Origin of the sequence: Pseudomonas sp. 313, assembly GCF_000316965.1 — a bacterium.
Classification (GTDB): Bacteria; Pseudomonadota; Gammaproteobacteria; order Pseudomonadales; family Pseudomonadaceae; genus Chryseomonas; species Chryseomonas benzopyrenica.
On the sequence record NZ_ANBZ01000079.1, the window covers coordinates 129,624 to 152,088 of the forward strand.

The window sequence follows — 22,465 nt, forward strand, 5'->3', positions numbered from 1 at the left end:
GCTACTGGGCGTTGAGCGCCTGCCCGGTGGTGCCTCGACTGTCGGGGCCGAGCAAGTAGAGATAGACCGGCAGGATGGCCTCCGGCGCGGGCACCCGGGCAGGATCTTCCTCGGGATAGGCCGCCGCGCGCATGGCGGTGCGGGTGCCGCCCGGGTTGACGCTGTTGACCCGGATGCCGGCTTCTCCAAGCTCCTCGGCCCACACCTGCATCAGGCCTTCGGTGGCGAACTTGGACACCGAATAGGCGCCCCAGCTGGCCCGTCCCTTGCGACCGACGCTGCTGGAGGTGAAGATCACCGAGGCCGCATCGGCGGCCCTGAGCAGCGGCAACAACGCCTGGGTCAGGGCGAAGCCTGCCTGGACGTTCACCTGCAGCACCTGCGCCAGGGCCGTGGCGGAGGTTTCTTCCAACGGCATCCGCGGTCCCAGCAGGCCGGCGTTGTGCACCAGGCCGTCCAGGCGGCCATGACTTCGCTGCAGGCGCTCCGCCACGACGGCATAGGCCGCCGCGTCAGCCTGTTCCAGATCCAGTACCAAGGCCTCGACCTGGCCACCGCTGGCCTGGATATCCTGGCACGCCGCATCCAGCGCCGCGGCATCGCGACCCTGGAGGATGACCTTGGCACCCAGGGCCGCACAGCCCTTGGACAGGGCGGCGCCGATGCCGCGGTTGGCGCCGGTGACGAGGATGACGCGGTCTTTCAATAGCTCGGCGGGAGCCTGGTAGTCGAACATCTGAACCTCTAGCAGCCGCACAGCGCGCGATCGAGCAGGGCGCGCAATTCCAGCGGGTGGTCGATGATGGCGTCGGCACCCCAGTGCTCGGGGTGGTCGTCCGGATGGATGTAGCCGTAGCGTGCCGCCACCGTCTTGCTGCCGGCGGCGCGGCCCGACTCGATGTCGCGCAGGTCGTCACCGATGAACAGGGCGGTCTGGGGATCGACATCCAGTTGCCGACAGGCCAGCACCACCATCTCCGGGTCCGGCTTGCTGTGCGTGACGTGATCCGGGCAGACCAGGCAGGCCGAGCGTTCGGCCAGGCCCAGGCGCTGCATGATCGGCTCGGCGAAGCGCACCGGCTTGTTGGTCACCACGCCCCAGCGCAGCCGGGCGGCGTCGAGATCGCGCAGGATCTCGTCCATGCCCTCGAACAGCCGGGTATGGACCGCGCAGTGCGTCTGGTAGCGTTCGAGAAACTCCAGGCGCAGGGGCTCGAGTTCGGTGCCCAGCGGGTCGACCTCGAAGCCGGCCAGAATCATGGCCTTGGCGCCACCGGAGATGACGCCGCGCAGGCGGGCTTCATCGGCAGGCGCGAGGCCCCTGTCCTGGCGCATGCCCTGGATGATGGCGATGAAGTCCGGCGCCGTGTCCAGCAGGGTGCCATCCATGTCGAAGAGGACCGCTTGCAGACGCATGGCCTAGTCCTCGCGCTGGGTGCGCACCATGTAGTTCACCGTCACGTCGCCTTCCAGCTTGTATCTCTTGGTCAGCGGGTTGTAGGTGAGGCCGATGACGTCGCGCAGGTTGAGGCCGGCGGCACGGGCCCAGGCGCCCAATTCCGAGGGGCGGATGAACTTGCGGAAATCGTGGGTGCCGCGTGGCAGCAGGCGCAGCACGTATTCCGCGCCGACGATGGCGAACAGATAGGCCTTGGGATTGCGGTTGATGGTGGAGAAAAACACCTGACCGCCCGGCTTGACCAGGTCGTGGCAGGCCTTGATCACCGAGGAGGGATCCGGCACGTGTTCGAGCATTTCCAGGCAGGTCACGATGTCATAGGTGCCGGCGTGCTTGCGCGCGTGGTCCTCGGTGGTCTCCTGGATGTATTCCACCGGCACGCCGGACTCCAGCTGGTGCAAGCGGGCGACGGCCAGGGGGGCCTCGGCCATGTCGATTCCGGTCACCTGGGCACCACGTTGGGCCATGGCCTCACTGAGGATGCCGCCACCGCAGCCGACGTCCAGCACCTTCTTGGCGGCCAGGCCGGCGTGCTGATCGATCCAGTTGACGCGCAGCGGATTGATGTCGTGCAGCGGCTTGAATTCGCTCTCGCGATCCCACCAGCGGTAGGCGAGGGCCTCGAACTTGGCGATCTCGGCGTTATCGACGTTGGACATGGGGTTCTCCAGAGGCAAGGGAGCGGGGCGCGTCAGGCGCCCTGCTGGATACGGGTGGCCCACTGCTGCGCATTGGCTATGAGTTCGGCCTCGTCCAGGCGCACGAGTTCGCTCTGGCGCAGCAGCGGCACGCCGCCGACCCAGACGTCGCTGACGCGGTCCCGGCCGGTGGCATAGATGAGTTGCGAAACGGGGTCGTAGAGCGGCTGCTGGGCGAGACCCCCGAGGTCGACGGCGGTCAGGTCGGCGGCCTTGCCGACTTCCAGCGAACCCAGGCAGCGCTCCAGGCCCAGGGCGCGGGCACCGTTCAGGGTCGCCATGCGCAGCGCGCGATGGGCATCCAGGGCAGTGGCCGAGCCGGCGACGGCCTTGGCCAGCAGAGCGGCGGTGCGGGTTTCGCCGAGCAGGTCGAGATCGTTGTTGCTGGCCGCACCATCGGTGCCGATGGCCACGTTGACGCCGGCCTGCCAGAGGCGCTCCACCGGGCAGAAGCCGCTGGCCAGCTTGAGGTTGGACTCGGGGCTGTGGATGACGTGGCTGTTGGTTTCGACCAGGTTTTCCAGATCCTCGTCGTCCACCTGGGTCATGTGCACGGCCTGGAAACGCGGACCGAGCAGGCCCAGGCGCCGCAGCCGGCTGAGCGGCCGCTCGCCGGTCTGCTCCAGCGCCTGTTCCACCTCGAAGGCGGTCTCGTGCACGTGCATCTGGATCGGTGCCTGCAGCTGCTCGGCCAGCACCAGAATCTCTTCGAGCTTGGCGTCGGCGACGGTATAGGGCGCATGGGGACCGAAGGCCACGCTGATGCGCTCGTGCAACTTCATGTCGTCGAACAGCTCCAGGCCGCGGCGGATCATGTCGTCCGCGGTACGGGCGCCGGGAATCGGGAAATCGAGGATCGGCAGGCAGACCTGGGCGCGTACCCCGGTGCGATGGATCGCCTCGCAGGCCACCTGGGGATAGAAGTACATGTCCGAGAAACAGGTAATGCCGCCCCGGATCTGCTCGGCGATGGCCAGGGTGGTGCCATCGCGGACGAAGTCCTCGTCGACCCAGCGGCCTTCGGCGGGCCAGATGTGATCCTGCAGCCAGGTCTGCAGCGGCAGGTCGTCGGCCATGCCGCGAAACAGCGTCATGGCGGCGTGGCCGTGGGCATTGATCAGGCCAGGGATCAGTACCTTGCCCGGCAGCTCCAGGGTCTCCTTCGCCGGCTGGCGCAGAGCCTCGGCGCGCGGGGCGAGCAGGGCGATGCAGCCGTTGCGCACGCCCAGGGCGTAATCGCGCAGGACCACCCCGGCCGGCTCCACCGGCACGATCCAGCTGGGGAGCAACAAGAGGTCCAGGGGCGCGGGGGTCGGCATCTGCGACGATTCCAAGAGGGGCGAGCCGGCAGTATAGCGGTCCTTGTGGCGCTACCGCTAAATCCGCGCGCCGATGCCGGTATACTGGCGGGCTACAGATTCAGGTCGAGGAGAGATCATGCGAGAGCGTCTGCTGGCGGCGGAAAAGATCAAGGCGATCGACTGGCGGGACGGTGCCCTGCACCTGCTCGACCAGCGCCTGTTGCCGCTGCGCGAACACTGGGTCGCCTGTCACAGCGCCGCCGAGGTGGCCCAGGCCATCCGCGACATGCTGGTGCGTGGCGCGCCCGCCATCGGCATCAGCGCCGCCTACGGCGTGGTGCTCGGCGCCCGGCAGCGCGCCGCGGCGGGTGAGGACTGGGAGGAGACCGTCAGCGCCGACTTCGAGCTGCTGGCGGCGTCGCGGCCCACCGCGGTCAACCTGTTCTGGGCGCTCAACCGGATGCGCGAGCGCCTGACGCGCGCGGCCGGGGAAGGCGCCCTGGCGGCGCTGGAAGCCGAGGCGGTGGCCATCCACCTGAGCGATCGCGAAGCCAACCTGACCATGGCCCAGCTGGGCGTCGAACTGATCCGCAAGCACGACGCCAGCAAGCAGACCTTCCTCACCCACTGCAATACCGGCGCCCTGGCCACCGGCGGCTTCGGCACCGCCCTGGGCGTGTTGCGCGCGGCGCACCTGGACGGCCTGGTGGAATGCGTCCACGCCGACGAAACCCGTCCCTGGCTGCAGGGCTCGCGGCTCACCGCCTGGGAGCTGGCCGGGGAAGGCATTCCGGTCAGCCTCAACGCCGATGCCGCGGCGGCGCACCTGATGAAAACGCGCAACGTCGCCTGGGTGATCGTCGGCGCCGATCGCATCACCGCCAATGGCGACGTGGCCAACAAGATCGGCACCTACAACCTGGCGGTCATCGCCATGCACCACGGGGTGCGCTTCATGGTGGTGGCGCCCAGTTCGACCATCGACATGAATCTGGCGTCCGGTGACGACATCCCCATCGAGGAGCGCGCCGGTCACGAATTGCTCGAAGCCGGTGGCCAGCGCATCGCCGCGGATGTGGACGCCTTCAATCCGGTGTTCGACGTCACCCCGGCCGATCTCATCGACGCCATCGTCACCGAGCGCGGCGTGGTGGAGCGTCCGGACGCCAAGAAGATGGCCGAGTTGATGAATCGCCGACGCCTGCATTGAGGTGATCGCCAGGGGCGGATACCTCCCTGAATGTGTTAGAATTTCGCTCTTTGCACAGGCTTTGTTCGAAAGCCCTCGGCAGGCGGTGATGCAGTGCTGAAAACCGGTCGGGGCGCCCTTTGCGCCGCCGGTGACAGCCGCCGCCAGACGGGCTTTCGCCTCTCCTATATCAGGCTCGGCCGACGTGCGGACGAGCCCTAGCGCTTTTCAGATCAGAAGGAACCAGGCTTCTCATGGGTGAACTGGCCAAAGAAATCCTCCCGGTCAATATCGAAGACGAGTTGCGGCAGTCGTATCTCGACTACGCGATGAGCGTCATCGTCGGCCGGGCCTTGCCGGATGTGCGTGACGGCCTCAAGCCGGTGCACCGGCGCGTGCTCTACGCCATGAGCGAGCTGGGCAACGACTGGAACAAGCCGTACAAGAAATCCGCTCGTGTGGTGGGTGACGTCATCGGTAAGTACCACCCCCACGGCGACACCGCCGTCTACGACACCATCGTGCGGATGGCCCAGCCCTTCTCGCTGCGCTACATGCTGGTGGACGGCCAGGGCAACTTCGGTTCGGTGGACGGCGACAACGCCGCGGCCATGCGTTACACCGAAGTGCGGATGTCCAAGCTCGCCCACGAACTCTTGGCCGACCTGGACAAGGAAACCGTCGACTGGGTGCCCAACTACGACGGCACCGAGCAGATCCCGGCGGTGATGCCCACGCGCATCCCCAACCTGCTGGTCAACGGTTCCAGCGGCATCGCGGTCGGCATGGCCACCAACATTCCGCCGCACAACCTCGGCGAAGTGATCGATGGCTGCCTGGCCCTGATCGAGAACAGCGAGCTGACCGTCGACGACCTGATGCAGTACATCCCCGGTCCGGACTTCCCGACCGCGGGCATCATCAACGGTCGTGCCGGCATCATCGAGGCCTATCGCACCGGTCGTGGGCGCATCTATGTGCGGGCCCGCGCCGAGGTCGAGGACATCGACAAGAGCGCCAATCGCCAGCAGATCGTCATCACCGAGCTGCCCTACCAGCTCAACAAGGCACGGCTGATCGAGAAGATCGCCGAGCTGGTGAAAGAGAAGAAGATCGAAGGCATCACCGAGCTGCGCGACGAGTCCGACAAGGACGGCATGCGCGTGGTCATCGAACTGCGGCGCGGCGAAACCCCCGAGGTGGTGCTCAACAACCTCTACGCCCAGACTCAGCTGCAGACGGTGTTCGGCATCAACGTGGTGGCCCTGCTCGACGGCCAGCCGCGCACCCTGAACCTCAAGGAACTGCTGGAAGCCTTCATTCGCCACCGTCGCGAAGTCGTCACCCGGCGGACCGTCTACGAACTGCGCAAGGCGCGCGAGCGTGGCCACATCCTCGAAGGCCAGGCGGTCGCCCTGTCCAACATCGATCCGGTCATCGAGCTGATCAAGAGCTCGCCGACCCCGGCCGAAGCCAAGGAACGCCTGATCGCCACGCCCTGGGAATCCAGCGCGGTACGCGAGATGGTCGAGCGCGCCGGCGCCGATTCCTGCCGTCCGGACGAACTGCCCGAGCAGTATGGTCTGCACGAGGGCAAGTACCACCTTTCGCCGGAACAGGCCCAGGCCATCCTGGATCTGCGTCTGCACCGCCTGACCGGTCTGGAGCACGAGAAGCTCATCGCCGAGTACCAGGAAATCCTGCTGCAGATCGGCGAGCTGATCCGCATCCTGACTAACCCCGAGCGGCTGATGGAAGTCATCCGCGAGGAGCTGGAAAAGGTCAAGGCCGAGTTCGGCGACAAGCGTCGCACCGAGATCATCGCCTCCCAGGTGGACCTGACCATCGCCGACCTCATCACCGAGGAAGACCGCGTCGTCACCATCTCCCACGGCGGCTATGCCAAGTCCCAGCCGCTGCACGCCTACCAGGCCCAGCGCCGGGGCGGTCGCGGCCGTTCGGCCTCGGCGGTCAAGGAAGAGGACTACATCGAACACCTGCTGGTCGCCAACAGCCACACCACCCTGCTGCTGTTCTCCAGCCTGGGCAAGGTCTACTGGAAGCGTACCTACGAGATCCCCGAGGCCTCCCGCGCCGCCCGTGGCCGGCCGCTGGTCAACCTGCTGCCGCTGGCCGAAGGCGAGCGTATCACTGCCATGCTGCCGGTCGATCTGGAAGCCGTGCGCCAGCAGGCGCCCATCGGTGAAGAGGACCTGGGCGAGCAGGACGATAACCTGGACATCGAAGACGCCGTGCTGGTGGAAGACGAGGTCGAGGTCGAAGGCGAAGAGGGCGAGCTCCTCGACGCCGAGCAGGACGAGCCCACCGGTGCCTACATCTTCATGGCCACCCGCAACGGCACCGTGAAGAAGACCCCGCTGGTGCAGTTCAGCCGTCCGCGCAGCAACGGCCTGATCGCGCTGAAGCTGGAGGAGGGCGACAGCCTGATCGCCGCCGCCATCACCGACGGTGCCCGCGAAGTCATGCTGTTCTCCGACGGTGGCAAGGTCATCCGCTTCAAGGAGCGCCATGTGCGCACCATGGGCCGTACCGCCCGCGGCGTGCGCGGCATGCGTTTGGCCGAGAACCAGCGGTTGATTTCCATGCTGATCCCCGAGCCGGGCGCCGAGATCCTGACCGCCAGCCTCAATGGCTTCGGCAAGCGCACCGCCATGGCCGAATACCCGCAGCGTGGTCGCGGTGGTCAGGGCGTGATCGCCATGGTCATCAACGAACGCAACGGTCCCCTGATCGGTGCCATCCAGGTACTGGACGGCGAAGAGATCATGCTGATCTCCGACCAGGGCACCCTGGTGCGTACCCCGGTCGAGGGCATCTCCCGTACCGGCCGTAACACCCAGGGCGTGACCCTGATCAAGCTCGGCAAGGGCGAGAAACTGGTGGGCCTGGAGCGGGTGCAGGAGCCTTCGGTGGACGAAGAGCTGCTGGACCACGAAGCCGAACTGGACGACGAACTGCTCGACAAGGAATTGCCGGTCGACAGCCACGAGCCGGACCAGGACGATGTGCTGCCCGGTGCCAGCGACGTGCCGAGCGACGACCTTCCGAACGAGGATGACGAGCGATGAGCAAGCGTGCCTACAACTTCTGCGCCGGCCCGGCGGCCCTGCCCGAAGCTGTGCTGCGCCAGGCCCAGGCCGATCTGCTGGATTGGCAGGGCCGTGGCCTGTCGGTAATGGAGATGAGCCACCGCGGTGAAGACTTCACCGCCATTTCGAGCCAGGCCGAGGCCGATCTGCGCGAGTTGCTGGCCATTCCCAGCAACTACAGGGTGCTGTTCCTGCAGGGTGGCGCCAGCCTGCAGTTCGCCCAGCTGGCGATGAACCTGCTGCCCGAGGGCGGCACCGCCGACTACATCGACACCGGCATCTGGTCGCGCAAGGCCATCGAGCAGGCGCAGCACTATGGCACCGTCAACGTCGCTGCCAGCGCCAAGGGCTACGACTACTTCGCCATTCCGGCGCAGAGCGAATGGCAGCTGTCCAAGGACGCCGCCTACGTTCACTACACCCCCAACGAGACTATTGGCGGCCTGGAATTCGACTGGATTCCGGACGTGGGCGACGTGCCTCTGGTGGCGGATGCCTCTTCCGACATCCTCTCGCGGCCGCTGGACGTCTCACGCTTCGGGCTGATCTACGCCGGCGCCCAGAAGAACATCGGGCCGAGTGGTCTGGTGGTGGTGATCGTCCGCGAAGACCTGCTGGGTCGCGCCCGCGCCGGCTGCCCGACGCTGCTGGACTACAAGGTCGAGGCCGACAACGGTTCCATGTACAACACCCCGGCCACCTTCTCCTGGTACCTGTCGGGGCTGGTGTTCAAGTGGCTCAAGGAGCAGGGCGGCCTGCCCGCCATGGAGCGCCTGAATCGCCAGAAGAAGGAGCTGCTGTACGGCTTCATCGACGCCAGCGACTTCTACAGCAACCCCATCGCCAAGAATGACCGTTCCTGGATGAACGTGCCCTTCCGCCTGGCCGACGAGCGCCTGGACAAGGCCTTCCTGGCAGGCGCCGAGGAACGTGGCCTGCTGTATCTGCAGGGCCACCGTTCGGTGGGCGGTATGCGCGCCTCCATCTACAACGCCGTCACCCTGGAAGCCGTCCAGGCGCTGGTGACCTATCTGGCCGAATTCGAGAAGGAGCACGGCTGATCATGTCGGAACACGAGCTCAAGGCTCTGCGCCTGCGAATCGACAGTCTGGACGAACGCATCCAGGAGCTGATCAGCGAACGTGCCCGCTGCGCCCAGGACGTGGCACGGGTCAAGATGGGGACGCTGGCGGAGGGCGAAAAGCCCGTGTTCTACCGACCCGAGCGCGAAGCCCAGGTACTCAAGCGGGTGATGGAGCGCAATGGCGGTCCGGTCCGCGACGAAGACATGGCGCGGCTGTTCCGCGAGATCATGTCCTGCTGCCTGGCCCTGGAAGAGCCGCTGCACGTGGCCTACCTCGGCCCGGAAGGCACCTTCTCCCAGGCCGCGGCGCTCAAGCACTTCGGCAAGGCCGTGGTGACGCGGCCCATGGCGGCCATCGACGAGGTCTTTCGCGAGGTCGCCGCCGGCGCCTCAAACTTCGGCGTGGTGCCGGTGGAGAACTCCACCGAGGGTGCGGTCAACCACACCCTGGACAGCTTCCTCGAGCACAACCTGTCGATCTGCGGCGAGGTGGAGCTGCGCATCCACCACCACCTGTTGATCGGCGAGAACACCAAGGCCGACAGCATCACCCGCATCTATTCCCATGCCCAGTCGCTGGCCCAGTGCCGCAAGTGGCTGGACTCCTACTACCCGAGCGTCGAGCGGGTGGCGGTGGCCAGCAACGCCGAGGCGGCGCGGCGGGTGAAGGGGGAGTGGAACAGTGCGGCCATCGCCGGCGACATGGCGGCTTCGCTCTATGGCCTGACCCCGGTGCAGCAGAAGATCGAGGATCGCCCGGACAACTCCACGCGCTTCCTCATCATCGGCAATCAGGACGTGCCGCCCAGTGGCGACGACAAGACCTCCATCATCGTCTCCATGCAGAACAAGCCGGGTGCCCTGCACGAGCTGTTGCTGCCGTTCCATACCAACAATATCGACCTCAGCCGGATCGAGACGCGGCCATCGCGCAGCGGCAAGTGGACCTACGTCTTCTTCATCGACTTCCTCGGCCACCAGGCCGATCCGCTGATCCGCGACGTGCTGGAGCGCCTGTCCACCGGCGCCGTGGCGCTCAAGGTCCTTGGCTCCTATCCCCGCGCCGTGCTCTGACGGCGTCCTCGATCGGTTGCGTGCGTCAGCGTCGGCGCACGCAACCGTGCTCGTCAAAGGTCACCAGGCGTGAGCGTTCCTTGTGCTGGCGCCCGTCGTAGTGATAGCGGGTCAGGGTATCCAGCTGGGAAATCCGCCGCGGTTGTCCTAGGGCGTTCTCCACGTCCGCTCGGCTCATGCCGACCCTGACCTGTCCGCGGATGATCGCCTGCCGCCTCTCGCTGGCGCTGAGCCGATCACCGCACCCATCCGTCTTGGCGGCCACCACCGTTGGCGCACGCGAGACCTCCTTGCGGGGTGCGGCTTTGGGTTTCGCCATCAGGGTGGGCCTGGCGCCACCCGGACGTGGGTTGTCCGCGCGTTGCAGGCTGCTGTCGCTGTCCGAAGCGCAGCCGCTGGCGGAAAAGGTGAGGTGGCCGCTGGCATCTTCGCAGCGATAGACCGTGGCCGAGTGGGCCGGGTCGCAGCCCAGCAACAGGCCGAGCACGAGCAGCTTCTTCATGGGACGTCCTCCTTGACGTAGGCCTCCAGCTTAGCGAAGTAAAGGTCGCTGCACGAGAACCAAAATCGCCGTCTCGATACCCTGTCAAAGCCCTTGCAAATAGCTGTTTTGAAACCCTTTTGCCTTCGCACCGGCAACCGGTCCGGTGTATCATCCCCGCCGTCAGCCCCGCCGGGGCAGTGGTCATCCCCCCTTATGGACTTACCCAGTCAACACTCAATCGCCTTTTTCGTCCCGTTGTTGAGATAGGGTTCGTCGGTGCGCTCCGCCGGCGGGCCGGAGTGCGCTATGACCGTAGTGAAAGAAGCAGACATCAGAAAGCCCCACGAGACGCTGCAAGAGCGGCTCGCCCAGGTCGTCGAGTTGCTGGAGCGCTACGACCTCGCTGTCGAGGCGCGTGAAGACCAGGACCGCGCCCCCGTAGCCCCCGCCGATATTCCCGAAGAAGGCCTCGAAGAGCTGCGTGCCCGCCTGGACGAACTGCACCCGGCCGACGTCGCCTTCATTCTCGAAGCCCTGCCGCAAGAAGATCGTCTGACCGTCTGGGGGCTGGTCAAGACCGAGCGTGATGGCGAGATCCTACTGGAAGTCTCGGACGCCGTCCGCGAGACGTTGATCGCCGACATGGACGATCAGGAAATCCTCGCGGTGGCCGGCCAGCTCGACGCCGACGAACTCGCCGATCTGGCCGCGGACCTGCCGCGCGATGTCGTCCATGAGCTCATGGACGCCCTGGACGCCCAGCAGCGCGAGCGGGTGCGCTCCGCGCTGTCCTACGAAGAGGATCAGGTCGGTGCCCTGATGGACTTCGAGATGGTCACCATCCGCGACGACGTCGCTCTGGAAGTGGTGCTGCGCTACCTGCGCCGGCTCAAGGAGCTGCCCGACCACACCGACAAGCTGTTCGTCGTCGATAACGACAGCATCCTCAAGGGTGTGCTGCCGATCAAGCGATTGCTGGTCAACGATCCGGACAAGCTAGTGGTCGAGGTCATGGCCAAGGAAGCGGTGGCCTTCCATCCGGATGGCGACGCCTATGACGCGGCCCAGGCCTTCGAACGTTATGACCTTGTCTCGGCCCCGGTAGTGGACAAGAACGGCAAGCTGATCGGTCGTCTCACCATCGACGAGATGGTCGATCTGATCCGCGAGGAAAGCGAAAGCGAAGTCCTCAACATGGCCGGTCTGCGCGAAGACGAAGACGTCTTCGCCTCGGTGTGGAAATCGGTGGGCAATCGCTGGACCTGGCTGGCCACCAACCTCATCACCGCCTTTATCGCTTCGCGCGTCATCGGGCTCTTCGAGGGATCGATCGAAAAGCTGGTGGCCCTTGCCGCGCTCATGCCCATCGTGGCCGGTATCGGCGGCAACTCGGGCAACCAGGCCATCACCATGATCGTCCGCGCCATGGCGCTGGGGCAGATCAGCGTCACCAGCACCACGCGGCTGCTGCGCAAGGAAATGGGCGTCGCCCTGTGCAATGGGGTCATCTGGGGTGGGGTGATAGGGCTGGTGGCCTTCTATCTCTACAGCAGCTGGTCATTGGGCTTGGTGATGATGGGCGCCATGACCCTCAATCTGCTGCTGGCGGCCTTCATGGGGGTCCTGATTCCCATGACCCTGCAGCGCTTCGGTCGCGACCCGGCCATGGGCTCGAGCGTACTGATCACCGCCGTGACCGACAGCGGCGGCTTCTTCATCTTCTTGGGACTCGCCACCCTGTTCCTGATGTAGGGCAGGGTGGACCGCAACGGGCTGCCCAGGTGCGGGGCAGCCCGGACGCCGTCAGGAGGCGGCGTCGATGTCGTGGGCGATCAGCGAGATCAGGGCATTCTGCTGTCGACCCGAGAGTTGCCGAAAGCGCTGCAGCAGTTCCCGCTCACTGGCGGTGATCTCCGGACTGTCCAGGCGAAGCCCGGGTTCGTCGCCTAGGGCGCCCTCTTGCTGCAAGCTCTGCTCGAGGCGCGCGATGATCTCGGAGTTCATGCTGCGATGATGGTTGCGGGCCACATCCGCGATGCGCTCTCGCATGCCCTCGGGCAGACGCACGACGAATTTGTCAGCGGTACGGCTTGAGTAGGATCTAATGGCCTGGGTCATTGAGGTACTTCATCTGGAGTCAAAAATCAGTGAAGGCGTAAGCCCTCGTCTCGTTCCGCTAGCACTCACGGCACCTTGGACTCTGTAACGACCTGTCCCTAGGCGTCTGTTTTTATTGACGTCAATTTACCGACGTACTGGGCAAATTGCAAAGCTAACGAAGAACTTCCTTCCTCTGCCAGCCTTGCATGCCCGCCTGGTTCAGCCGAGCTGGAACATGACAAACGGTTCGCTGCTCGTTAACATGAGTGCCCTTTCCTGTCCCAGTAGCTCAATTGGATAGAGCATCCCCCTCCTAAGGGGAAGGTTGGTGGTTCGACCCCACTCTGGGACACCAGATTCCTTTCCAGTACCTCTCCTCGCGGCCCGACGCCGTCAAGCACCCTTGCCGAACCGTTACAGCAGTTCGGAGGATAGGGCAAAAACAGCGACCTTGTCCGACTTCCAGGCTCTTCCAGCAGCGATTTGTGGTTGTGATCACAGCGTAGAGCAGCAGAAGAAAACCTGTCGAATTTATCTGTACTCTCCGTTGGCTAACCGTCTGCATTGCATGAATCTGGAGCGCCTCTGGAGGTTCGCGTCATGGCCTTTTATCCCGTCCTACTTTCAGTCGTCTTCGTCGTTCGTAATCAGGCAACCGAGTTGCAAAACGTGCTTGAGCGCGCCGCAACTGTCATCGGTCCCTTGGTAAGTGACTACGAACTTATCATCGTCGACAACGCCTCCTCTGATGACAGCGTAGCTCGATTAAAGCAACTCACCAGTATCAATGGCCTGCCCAATCTGCAGGTATATGCCCTGACCAAGGAAGTGGATTCGGATACCGCCGCCTGGGTGGGATTGGAAAATGCCCTGGGCGACTTCGCAGTCGTCATAGATCCGGAAACCGATGACATCGCCTTCCTGCCCGACATGTTGCAACAGGCAGCCGGTGGGGTAGACGTGGTCTTTGCCAACAATCAGCAGAAAGTTCGGCAGACTCTGTCTTACAGCCTTTGCTCCAATGGCTTCAACAGTCTCTACAAGAGATTCAACGGGGTGGATCTGGCCAAGGACGCGCCCCAATTCCGAATGCTCAGCAAGAAGGTCATCAACTACATCCTGCGCCATCCTGCGCCAGCGTTGACCTACCGGCATTTACCCGCCACCGCAGGGTTCTCGCGCATCAATCTCGAATACAGCATGCCGCCGCGCAGCACCAAGCCCAAGCGGCTGTCCGGCAGTTTCGATCGGGGTGCTCGACTGCTGGTGTCCTCCACCCGCAAGCCCATGCGCATGGTCAGTTTCCTGTCCATCGTGGGGGCCCTGTCCAATCTGCTCTATTCCATCTACGTCATCGCCATCGGCGTGTTCAAGGATGACGTGGCACCCGGCTGGGTGACGATTTCATTACAGCAGTCCGGCATGTTCTTTCTCATTTCGCTGGTCCTGCTGGTGCTTGGCGAATATGTCCTGCAGTTGACCCACAGAGTCAACGAAGGGCCGCTCTATCATGTCGCCCAGGAGTTCACCAGTGCGGTCATGACGCGGCGCGACAAGCTCAATGTCGAAGTGGTGCAGGGCGGTAATGCCGCAAGGCCGGCTACTCAATCCGGCATGGCCTGACGATCATGAGAGATGCGATCGTCATAGGTGGCGGATTCTATGGGGCCATGACGGCCCTGTATCTCATGCGGGTGAGAGGCTTTGCGAAAGTCACGCTGATCGAAAGGGAAGAGGGGCTGTTGAAGCGCGCCTCTTATCATAATCAGGCTCGGGTTCATAACGGCTATCACTATCCCCGCAGTTTCGTCACGGCCTTTCGCAGTCGGGTCAACTTGCCGCGCTTCCTGCGCGACTATCCCGATGTGGTGGTGCGGGACTTCACCAAGTTGTATGCCATCGCCCGCAACAACTCCAAGGTGACGGCCAAACAGTTCGAGCGTTTCTGCCAGGGTATCGAGGCTTCCTTACAGCCCGCACCCGAGGAATTAAGTCGACTGTTCGACGACCGATTGATCGAGTCGGTGTATCTCACCGAGGAATATGCCTTCAACTCCGCGGTGCTCGCCGCGGAAGTCGGTCGTGAACTCGATGCCGTCGGCGTGGAGTTGCGCTTCAAGAGTCGAGTAACGGCGATCCGTGGTGAAACCGGTGGTCTGGGCGTCGAGGTGGTGGACGAAGCGGGCGGGCAGGAGGAGATGCACTGCCGCTATCTCTTCAACTGCACCTACAGCGGTCTCAACCAGTACGGCGGTGATTTCCCCGGTACCACCACGCGTCTGCGTCACGAGATCACCGAGATGGCCCTGGTGGAGATGCCTCCGGAGCTGCGCAATCTCGGCGTGACGGTCATGGATGGTCCGTTCTTTTCCATGATGCCCTTCCCGGCGCGCGGTCTGCACACCCTGTCCCATGTGCGCTACACCCCGCACCTCAATTGGGAAGACGCCAATGGCACCGATCCCTATGCGCTGCTCGACGACTACGACCGTGCCTCGCGGGCGGACTGGATGGTGCGGGACGTGGCCCGCTACATGTCGGCGGCGGCACGGGTGGAATACCGGGATTCGCTGTTCGAGGTGAAGACCATCCTGATGAAGAACGAAGGGGACGACGGCCGTCCCATCCTCTTCGAACAACACCCCCAGTTGCCCGGCTGCTATTCGATGCTGGGCGGCAAGATCGACAACATTTTCGATGCCTTGGAGCGCCTCGATGCCGAACCCTTCCACTGAAGCGACACCCAGGGGGGTGTCCGGCGTCGCCGGTTTCATCAGCGTTCTGGCCTTTTCCATCATCAACTTCTTTCTGTTCGGCAAGGGCGTCATTCTCGACCCCTTCCACCAGGGGGAATATTTCGCCACGCTGCCGACGCTGCTGCACAGTCAGCCGGGCGCCCATGCCTTCACCATCCATGGCGGGCTGGATTTCATCCCAGTATGGCTAGCGCAGACCTGGTTCGGCGCCCAGCACACCTTCCTGGTGACCCAGATCCTCTATGGCCTGTGCAACACCGGCGCGGCCTTGCTGCTGTGGGGCACGGCGGTATTGCTGTGCCCCGTGCCCAAGGGCCGCGCGCGCCTGATCCTACTGGTCGCCGTGGGTGCCCTGGCGACCCAGGTGGTGGGCTATCGCGATCTCTTCCTGCTGTTGTCGCTGTTCCTGTTCTGCCTGCATCGCAAGGTGGAGACCACGCCGCGACGCCTGGTGTGCGAGGTGTTGCTGGGGCTGGCGGCGGGCTTCAATCTGTTCTGGTCCTATGACCGCGGCATCGCCGGGGTGCTGGCCATCGGCTCGGCGGTAGTACTCGCCTTGTTGCTGCAACGGCGGCATCTGCTATCGATCCTGAGTTTCGCGACGACCATTGCCTGGCTTGGCTTTGGTACCGATTTCTTCGCCCTGACCGACTACGTCAAGAACCTGACCTTCCTGCTGGAAACCTCTTCCCAGTGGGGCTATGGCCTGAGCGCCCGTCCTCTGGCGCTGAGCTTGCTCCTGGTAGTGCCCACGGCCCTGGCAGGTTTCGCCCTGATCCGCTGCCTGCCCTGGCCGTGGCGTTGGAGCGAAGACCTGCCGCTGATTGGCGCCCTGGCGGTGCTGCTCGCGATCTTCTTCAAGATCGGGGTCAATCGCGCGGACTTCCAGCATATCCAGATGGGTTTCTGGGTGCCCTTGCTGAGCCTGCTCTATGCCGCCCGCCGGCAGCGCCTCGCGCGCAATGGCGGCTGGGATCTCTCGGCCCATCCACGGGCGGCAGCAGTCGCCATTGTGGCTGCCGTACTGCTCGGGCTGGTCGGGCTTAATCCCTCACCGTTCTTCGCGGTGTTGCTGGCGGGTGCCCTGCTGGCCTTCAGCCGGCGGCTGCTGGTGCCGGCATTGGCGGCGCTGCTGGTGCTGCTCGCTGCCTTCAATCTGTACAAGTCGCCGGTGGAGCGGGTGTGGGCCCAGGGGCTCGCCTGGGTGCCAGCGCTGACCGCCTTGCCGGATGACGCGGCGCTGGCCACGCCCGGGGTGCAATGGGCCTCGCGCCGTCTGCAGGAAAGTGGCGCCCAGTGCGTGTTCGACCTGGCCAACAACGGGGTCATCAACGGGATGACCGATCTGCCGGCCTGCACCAAGTACATCTATCCGGTCTATGCCACGCCACCCTACGAGGCCGACCTGCTCAGCGATCTGCAGCACGCCGATCCGCCAGCGGTGGTGTATTCGACGACCTTCTGGTCGTTCAACCTGAACAACATTTCCATGCACGACAAGTTTCCACGACTCAAGGCCTACCTGGACGCGCGATATCCCGTCGAGGAGTGCCAAGTGGACTATTGCCTGAGATTCAAGACCAAGGGGTGAGCAACATGAAGACCGACGCATTGATAGGGTACAGCGGCTTCGTAGGGTCGACGCTGCTCAAGCAGAAGGCCTTCGGCGCGCTGTTTCGCTCCACCAATATCGACCAGATCGGCGACCAGCCCTATGGCCAGGTCATCTGCGCCGGTGCCCCCGCGCAGAAATGGATCGCCAACCGCGATCCTGAGGCCGATCGCCAGAAGATCGATGGCCTGATCGATCATCTCTCGCGGATCCAGTGTGATTCCTTCGTGCTGATCAGCACCGTGGATGTCTTCAAGCAGCCACTCGGCGTGGATGAAACCACCGCGGTGGACGAAGAGGGGCTGCACGCCTATGGCGCCAATCGCTATCGACTGGAGCAGTTCGTCCGTGAGCATTTCGCCAAGGCGCTGATCGTTCGCCTGCCGGGCCTGGTCGGGCCGGGGCTGCGCAAGAACGTGATCTACGACCTGCTCAACGACAACAACCTGCACGCGGTGGAAAGCCGCGGCGTCTTCCAGTTCTATCCGATGGTCAACCTGGGCTATGACATCCAGACCGCCCAGGCGGCCGGGCTGGAGCTGGTGCACCTGACGGCCGCGCCCATCAGCGTGGCGGACATCGCCCGTCAGGGCTTTGGACGCGAATTCGGCAACACCCTGGACGGTACGCCCGCGCGCTACGATTTCCGCAGCGTGCATGCCGAGGTCTTCGGCGGCCGTGACGGCTACCAGTACAGCGCACGCGACACCCTGCTCGCGGTACGGGCTTACGCCCAGTCGGAACCTCCGGTCATCAAGGCGGAGGGTCAGTGATGCGCATCGCCATTTCCAATATCGCCTGGGACGTGGCCGACGACGCCATGGTCGCCGAGATCCTGCAACAGCATCGAGTGGATGCCATCGACATCGCCCCCGGCAAGTATTTCGCCGATCCCAAGACGGCCACCGCCCAGGAGATCCAGGCAGTGCGGCAGCAGTGGCAGGCCCGGGGTATCGAGATCACCGGCATGCAGGCGCTGCTGTTCGGTACCACGGGACTCAACGTCTTCGGTAGCGACGACATCCAGCGCGCGTTGCTGGCGCAGCTGGAAGGCGTCTGCCGGGTGGCCGAGGGCCTGGGGGCGACGCGCCTGGTATTCGGCTCGCCGCGCAATCGCGATCGCGCCGGACTGAGCGACGAAGAAGCCCTGGTGCAGGCACGCGACTTCTTCCGCCGTCTGGGCGATGTGGCCACGGCCCATGGCGTGCAGATCTGCCTGGAGCCGAATCCGCCGCGCTATGGCGCCAACTTCATGATCGACAGCGATTCCACCGCCGCTGTGGTGCGCGCCGTGGAGCATCCGGCGATCCGCATGCAACTCGACACCGGCGCCCTGACCATCAACGAGGAAGATGCCGCACGGGTGCTCGAAGAGCATGCCGAACTGATCGGCCATGTCCATGCCAGCGAGCCGGATCTGGTGACCCTGGGGGAGGGCGGCACCAACCACGACGGCATCGCCTTCGCCCTGACCCGGCGACTGCCGGAGCAGGTGGTCAGCATCGAGATGCTGCCGGCCAAGCAGGGCTCCAACCTGGCCGCGCTGGAGCGTGGCGTCCAGGTCGCGGTCAAGGCCTATCGTGAGCTGCCGGAGGCCGCGGCATGAAGTGGCTGATCCTGATCCTGGGCATCGCTTCCAACGCCTCGGCGAGCGTGCTGGTGAAGCTGGCCATGTTGCCGCCGCGCCGCTTTCCCAGTCTGAGCGATCCCATGGGCGCCCTGGCCAACTGGCCGTTCTGGCTGGGGTTGTTCATGTATGGCCTGGCCTTTCTGCTGTACGCCGCCGCCCTCGCCAAGCTGCCGCTGAACGTGGCGCATCCGGTGCTGACGGCCGGCGCCATCGCCAGCGTCGCCCTGCTGTCGGTGGTGATCTTTCGCGAAGCCTTTCCCTGGACCACGGCGGCGGGCATCGTCCTGATCATCGCCGGCGTCGCCCTCATCACGGCCCGTGTCGGTTGAACCTGGAGGACCTATGACTACTGCAATTCCCGCCACCGAGCGCGCCCTCTGGCAGGTGCCCAGCTATTCGACGACCTTCTGGAACGGTCGCAGCCGTCCGCACTGCGTGGTGATTCCGGTCATCAACGAAGGCGAGCGGATCCTCAACCTCCTGCGGCGCATGGCGGCGGTCAAGATCGCCGACATCGCCGATGTCATCATCGTCGACGGTGGCAGCACCGATGGCTCGCTGGAGCCGCAGCGGCTGCAGGAACTGGGCGTCCGCGGGCTGCTGGTCAAGACCGCACCGGGCAAGCTCAGCTCCCAGTTGCGCTGCGCCTATGCCTTCGTGCTCGACGAGGGTTATACCGGCATCGTGACCATCGATGGCAACGACAAGGACGATCCGGACGCCATCCCGCGCTTCATCGACGCCATCGAGCAGGGCTACGATTTCGTCCAGGCCTCGCGCTTTCTGGCCGGCGGTGTGGCGGAGAACACGCCCAAGTCCCGCGACTTCGCCATTCGCTTCATCCATGCGCCCATGCTGAGCCTGGCCTCGGGTTTCCACTGGACCGACACCACCCAGGGTTTCCGCGCCTACAGCCGGGCCATGCTGCTGGATCCGCGGGTGGCGCCGTTCCGCGACGAGTTCACCACCTACGAGTTGTTGGCCTATCTTTCCTATCGGGTACCGAAATTGGGCTATCGCTGCGTGGAACTCCCCACCGTGCGGCGCTATCCGAAGGGCGAGGTACCCACCAAGATCAGCAGCGTCAGAGGTAATCTGTCGGTGCTGCAGGTACTGATGAAGGCCTGTGCAGGCCACTACAACCCACGCCTGGGCGAGGACGCCCAGCTGGCGGCGCAACGACGAAGCTGATCCCGTCGCGCTTGCCGGGTGCGCAAGAGACGATGGAGTAGGCAATGGTGCGTGTGCTGTCGGCGTTTCGCGGGCTCTATTTCGCGACGCTGTTGATGTTGATCGGAACCGGTCTGCTGAGTACCTATCTGGGGCTGCGACTGGCCGCCGATCAGGTGCAGGGACTCTGGGTCGGTGCCCTGACCGCCGCCTATTACGCGGGACTGGTGATAGGCGGCAAGCTCGGGCATCGGCTGATCGCCAAGGTCGGCCATATCCGTGCCTATGTGACCTGCGCCGGCGTCGTCGGCGCCGCGGTGCTGGGCATCGGCTTGCTGCCCTGGCTACCGATGTGGCTGGCGCTCAGGGTGCTCATCGGCATGGGCATGATGTGCCAGTACATGGTGCTGGAAAGCTGGCTCAACGAGCAGGCCGGCCCTGGCGAGCGCGGCAAGGTCTTTTCCGGCTACATGACCGCCTCCTATCTCGGCCTGGCGCTGGGCCAAGTGGTGCTGGTGGTCTCGCCCGATCTGGGCGTCGACAAGCTGATGCTGGTCGCCATCTGCTACGCCCTGTGCCTGGTGCCAGTAGCGGTCACCGGCAAGATCCACCCGGCGCCGCTTAAGCCTGCGCCGCTGGAACCCACGTTCTTCATCCAGCGGATTCCGCAGTCGCTGACCACCACCCTGGTGGCGGGACTGGTGATCGGCTCCTTCTATGGTCTGGCGCCGCTCTATGCCAGCGCCCAGGGCCTGCCCACCGAACGCATCGGTCTGTTCATGGCCTGTTGCATCTTTGCCGGCCTGATCGCCCAGTGGCCGATTGGCTGGCTCTCGGACCGCCATGATCGCAGCTGGCTGATCCGGGTGGTGGCCATCGCCCTGACCCTGGCTGCGCTGCCGCTGGCCGTGCTGCCCCATGTGCCGCCAGTGGTGCTGCTCCCCCTCGGCCTTATCGCCAGCCTGCTGCAATTCGTGCTCTATCCGCTGGCGGTGGCGCTGTCCAATGACCATATCGAGGGGGAGCGGCGGGTATCCCTGAGTGCCATGCTGCTGGTGACCTTTGGCATCGGTGCCTGTATCGGTCCGCTGGTGGTGGGGGCTCTGATGAATCTGGTCGGGCCCAACATGCTCTATGCCTTCGTCGTGCTCTGCGGCGCGATCCTGATCTGGCGCATCCGTCCGGATGCGGTCACTGGCAAGCACCTGGTCGACGAAGCGCCGCTGAGCCATGTGCAGATGCCCGAAGGATCGACCAGTTCACCGCTGGCGGCGGCCCTGGATCCCCGCGTCGACAGCCAGGTGGTGCAGGAGCAGATGCACAGCGAGCCGGTGGTGGAGGAAGAACCTGCCGAGGAGGGGGCACCTCTGCAGGAGGAGATCGAGTTCCCGCAGAACCCAGCTGAGCCCAAGGCGACTTGAGAGGTGGAGGGGGGCGCCCAGTAGTCGTGGGCGTCCGGTCGGTCACTCGAAGCGGCGATTTTCTCGCTGCAACTGATAGATGAAACGCTCGATCTGACGCTGCGCAGCCCCCGTCAGGCTGTTGAAGCAGACACCGACGTCGCTGAATTCCATACGCTCCGTGCAGGCCACGTGGCGAATGGTCACCGGGGTATTGATGGCCCCGATGGGCAGTTCGGCGGTAAAGCTCTGCACCTGCTGACCCGGCTGCAGCAGATGGGTGACATTACCGGGAAAGCGCAGCTTGCAGCCCGTGGCTGACAGGTCGATCAACTGGCCGCGCAACTGGATCTGGCTGCTGCCCTGACTCAGTTCTGCGGTGGCGGGCTGGGTTAATAGCAACTTGACCCGATAGGCATTGCGCCGCTGGTGATAGGTGAGCTCCGCGGGCAGGCCGATCCAGTAACAGCGCGTGCCGTCCAGTTCGCTGAACTCGACCGGACGGTCGATCTGCCAGGTGACCTTGATGCCTTCGTGAAAGCTGTCTACCCGAAAGGACTGACCCTGCTCAAGCAGGCGTTCGGCCTCACGGGGAATGAATTCGTCCAGCGCGATCAGGCCCTTGGCTTCGTCGATCTCGACGACGAAGCTCTGGAATTGCTGCCCTTGGCGATTGAAGGTGATCCGCAGCGGGATGTGCTGCTGTTGCGCCGGCCGCAGACACGCCAGGATCTCGCCCTTGGAGCGATAGACCTGGGGGGGTTGAGGGGCATTGTCGCTAGCGGAAGAGCCTTGCACCTGGAAACTCCTGTAAACAGCGGTCAGCAAGGATAATGGCTAACGGCCAGCTGTACAGCGAAAAACGCGCTGTGAGAAAAATCCACTGCTCACGCCGAGCTCAGCGGGCGCTGATAGCCACCGCCGGTCTGGTTACCGCGACGGTTGTACAGCGTGGGCGCCGAGGTACCCTGCAGCACATTCAGCAACTTGCCCACCACGAAACGATTGGCCTGGATGATCTGGCCATTGCGGAAGTTGTGGGCTTTGCATTGCTCCATGAGCTGCGCGAGCTGGCTGGAAAGCGCCAGTAGTTCTTCCCCATCGGGCAGCCGCGCAGCCAGGGCTTGCAAGCCCTGCAGATCCGCGCGCAGGCCGTGGGCCTGGAGCAGGGCAGTGCGCTGCTGGGCATGCTGGTCGAGCTGCTTGAGCAGGATCTGCTTGGGGCCCAGCAGCGCTTCCAGCCGATCGAGCTGGCGCTCGCTCAAGGCCTGGAATTCCTGCTCGATCAGGGCCAGCAGTTGCTCGCTCAGGTCGATGTCGTGGCGAGTGATGTCGAGCAAGGTAGCATTGGTCATGGCGCGGTTTCCGTTCGAACCTTAGTTACGATCGTCAGGAAGG

21 protein-coding genes and 1 tRNA gene are annotated in these 22,465 nt (G+C 64.4%); 14 read left to right on the plus strand and 8 right to left on the minus strand.

The features are described from left to right. Nucleotide 1: 1 nt before the first annotated feature. The 4 genes from C722_RS0118740 to C722_RS0118755 are packed head-to-tail and all read right to left on the minus strand — an operon-like array spanning nt 2 to nt 3,476. Nucleotides 2-736 carry a YciK family oxidoreductase gene (locus C722_RS0118740; protein WP_017641985.1) on the minus strand — a complete coding sequence of 245 codons (735 nt, stop codon included), beginning with the start codon at nt 734-736 and terminating at the stop codon, nt 2-4. Nucleotides 737-744: 8 nt separating this feature from the next. Beyond that, nucleotides 745-1,416 carry an N-acetylmuramic acid 6-phosphate phosphatase MupP gene (mupP, locus tag C722_RS0118745; protein WP_017641986.1) on the minus strand — a complete coding sequence of 224 codons (672 nt, stop codon included), beginning with the start codon at nt 1,414-1,416 and terminating at the stop codon, nt 745-747. Between the two features lie 3 nt (nt 1,417-1,419). Further along, nucleotides 1,420-2,118: a bifunctional 2-polyprenyl-6-hydroxyphenol methylase/3-demethylubiquinol 3-O-methyltransferase UbiG gene (gene ubiG / locus C722_RS0118750; RefSeq protein ID WP_017641987.1), complete on the minus strand. Its 699-nt coding sequence runs from the start codon at nt 2,116-2,118 to the stop codon at nt 1,420-1,422. A 32-nt stretch (nt 2,119-2,150) separates the two neighbouring features. Continuing rightward, a complete protein-coding gene (locus C722_RS0118755; RefSeq protein WP_017641988.1) occupies nt 2,151-3,476 on the minus strand; it encodes a TRZ/ATZ family hydrolase in 1,326 nt (441 codons plus the stop codon). A gap of 118 nt (nt 3,477-3,594) precedes the next feature. Here C722_RS0118755 and mtnA point away from each other — a divergent pair, with 118 nt between their 5' ends. The 4 genes from mtnA (at nt 3,595) to pheA (ending at nt 9,915) form a co-directional block, all read left to right on the plus strand. Further along, nucleotides 3,595-4,668 (plus strand): S-methyl-5-thioribose-1-phosphate isomerase, encoded by a 1,074-nt coding sequence (gene mtnA, locus C722_RS0118760; RefSeq protein WP_017641989.1) that lies wholly within the window; start codon nt 3,595-3,597, stop codon nt 4,666-4,668. Between the two features lie 233 nt (nt 4,669-4,901). After that, complete coding sequence (gyrA, locus tag C722_RS0118765) at nt 4,902-7,736, plus strand: DNA gyrase subunit A (RefSeq protein WP_017641990.1); 2,835 nt, start codon at nt 4,902-4,904, stop codon at nt 7,734-7,736. Beyond that, nucleotides 7,733-8,818, plus strand: a complete 1,086-nt coding sequence (gene serC / locus C722_RS0118770; protein ID WP_017641991.1) for a 3-phosphoserine/phosphohydroxythreonine transaminase — start codon at nt 7,733-7,735, stop codon at nt 8,816-8,818. The genes gyrA and serC overlap by 4 nt, the downstream gene beginning before the upstream one ends. A 2-nt stretch (nt 8,819-8,820) precedes the next feature. Continuing rightward, nucleotides 8,821-9,915, plus strand: coding sequence for a prephenate dehydratase (gene pheA, locus C722_RS0118775; protein WP_017641992.1), 1,095 nt, complete (start codon nt 8,821-8,823; stop codon nt 9,913-9,915). Between the two features lie 25 nt (nt 9,916-9,940). Here pheA and C722_RS0118780 read toward each other — a convergent pair whose 3' ends face one another. Then, a complete protein-coding gene (locus tag C722_RS0118780) occupies nt 9,941-10,417 on the minus strand; it encodes a DUF4124 domain-containing protein (RefSeq protein WP_017641993.1) in 477 nt (158 codons plus the stop codon). A gap of 288 nt (nt 10,418-10,705) precedes the next feature. Between C722_RS0118780 and mgtE the strand changes: the two genes are divergently transcribed. Beyond that, complete coding sequence (gene mgtE / locus C722_RS0118785) at nt 10,706-12,151, plus strand: magnesium transporter (protein WP_017641994.1); 1,446 nt, start codon at nt 10,706-10,708, stop codon at nt 12,149-12,151. Nucleotides 12,152-12,202: 51 nt separating this feature from the next. Here mgtE and C722_RS0118790 read toward each other — a convergent pair whose 3' ends face one another. Beyond that, complete coding sequence (locus C722_RS0118790) at nt 12,203-12,517, minus strand: Arc family DNA-binding protein (RefSeq protein ID WP_007160462.1); 315 nt, start codon at nt 12,515-12,517, stop codon at nt 12,203-12,205. 260 nt (nt 12,518-12,777) lie between these two features. Here C722_RS0118790 and C722_RS0118795 point away from each other — a divergent pair. The 9 genes from C722_RS0118795 (at nt 12,778) to C722_RS0118835 (ending at nt 21,088) form a co-directional block, all read left to right on the plus strand. Then, nucleotides 12,778-12,854: transfer RNA gene (locus tag C722_RS0118795), tRNA-Arg, on the plus strand. A gap of 245 nt (nt 12,855-13,099) precedes the next feature. Further along, complete coding sequence (locus C722_RS0118800) at nt 13,100-14,122, plus strand: glycosyltransferase (protein ID WP_026083951.1); 1,023 nt, start codon at nt 13,100-13,102, stop codon at nt 14,120-14,122. A 47-nt stretch (nt 14,123-14,169) separates the two neighbouring features. Next, nucleotides 14,170-15,234 carry an FAD-dependent oxidoreductase gene (locus C722_RS0118805; RefSeq protein ID WP_017641996.1) on the plus strand — a complete coding sequence of 355 codons (1,065 nt, stop codon included), beginning with the start codon at nt 14,170-14,172 and terminating at the stop codon, nt 15,232-15,234. Continuing rightward, the gene (locus C722_RS0118810; protein WP_256204552.1) at nt 15,215-16,846 is read left to right on the plus strand and encodes a hypothetical protein; all 1,632 of its coding nucleotides are present in this window, start codon (nt 15,215-15,217) and stop codon (nt 16,844-16,846) included. The genes C722_RS0118805 and C722_RS0118810 overlap by 20 nt, the downstream gene beginning before the upstream one ends. A gap of 5 nt (nt 16,847-16,851) precedes the next feature. Next, a complete protein-coding gene (locus C722_RS0118815) occupies nt 16,852-17,640 on the plus strand; it encodes an NAD(P)-dependent oxidoreductase (RefSeq protein WP_037064400.1) in 789 nt (262 codons plus the stop codon). Then, complete coding sequence (locus C722_RS0118820) at nt 17,640-18,473, plus strand: sugar phosphate isomerase/epimerase (protein ID WP_017641999.1); 834 nt, start codon at nt 17,640-17,642, stop codon at nt 18,471-18,473. The genes C722_RS0118815 and C722_RS0118820 overlap by 1 nt, the downstream gene beginning before the upstream one ends. Next, the gene (locus C722_RS0118825) at nt 18,470-18,826 is read left to right on the plus strand and encodes an SMR family transporter (RefSeq protein ID WP_007160456.1); all 357 of its coding nucleotides are present in this window, start codon (nt 18,470-18,472) and stop codon (nt 18,824-18,826) included. The genes C722_RS0118820 and C722_RS0118825 overlap by 4 nt, the downstream gene beginning before the upstream one ends. A 13-nt stretch (nt 18,827-18,839) precedes the next feature. Further along, nucleotides 18,840-19,688: a glycosyltransferase family 2 protein gene (locus C722_RS0118830; protein WP_017642000.1), complete on the plus strand. Its 849-nt coding sequence runs from the start codon at nt 18,840-18,842 to the stop codon at nt 19,686-19,688. Between the two features lie 44 nt (nt 19,689-19,732). Continuing rightward, complete coding sequence (locus C722_RS0118835) at nt 19,733-21,088, plus strand: MFS transporter (RefSeq protein WP_017642001.1); 1,356 nt, start codon at nt 19,733-19,735, stop codon at nt 21,086-21,088. A 42-nt stretch (nt 21,089-21,130) separates the two neighbouring features. On the opposite strand, the gene C722_RS0118840 is transcribed toward C722_RS0118835, so the two are convergent. Beyond that, nucleotides 21,131-21,865 (minus strand): flagellar brake protein, encoded by a 735-nt coding sequence (locus tag C722_RS0118840; RefSeq protein ID WP_017642002.1) that lies wholly within the window; start codon nt 21,863-21,865, stop codon nt 21,131-21,133. A gap of 89 nt (nt 21,866-21,954) precedes the next feature. Next, nucleotides 21,955-22,422, minus strand: a complete 468-nt coding sequence (locus C722_RS0118845) for a flagella synthesis protein FlgN (protein WP_017642003.1) — start codon at nt 22,420-22,422, stop codon at nt 21,955-21,957. Nucleotides 22,423-22,465 lie beyond the last annotated feature (43 nt).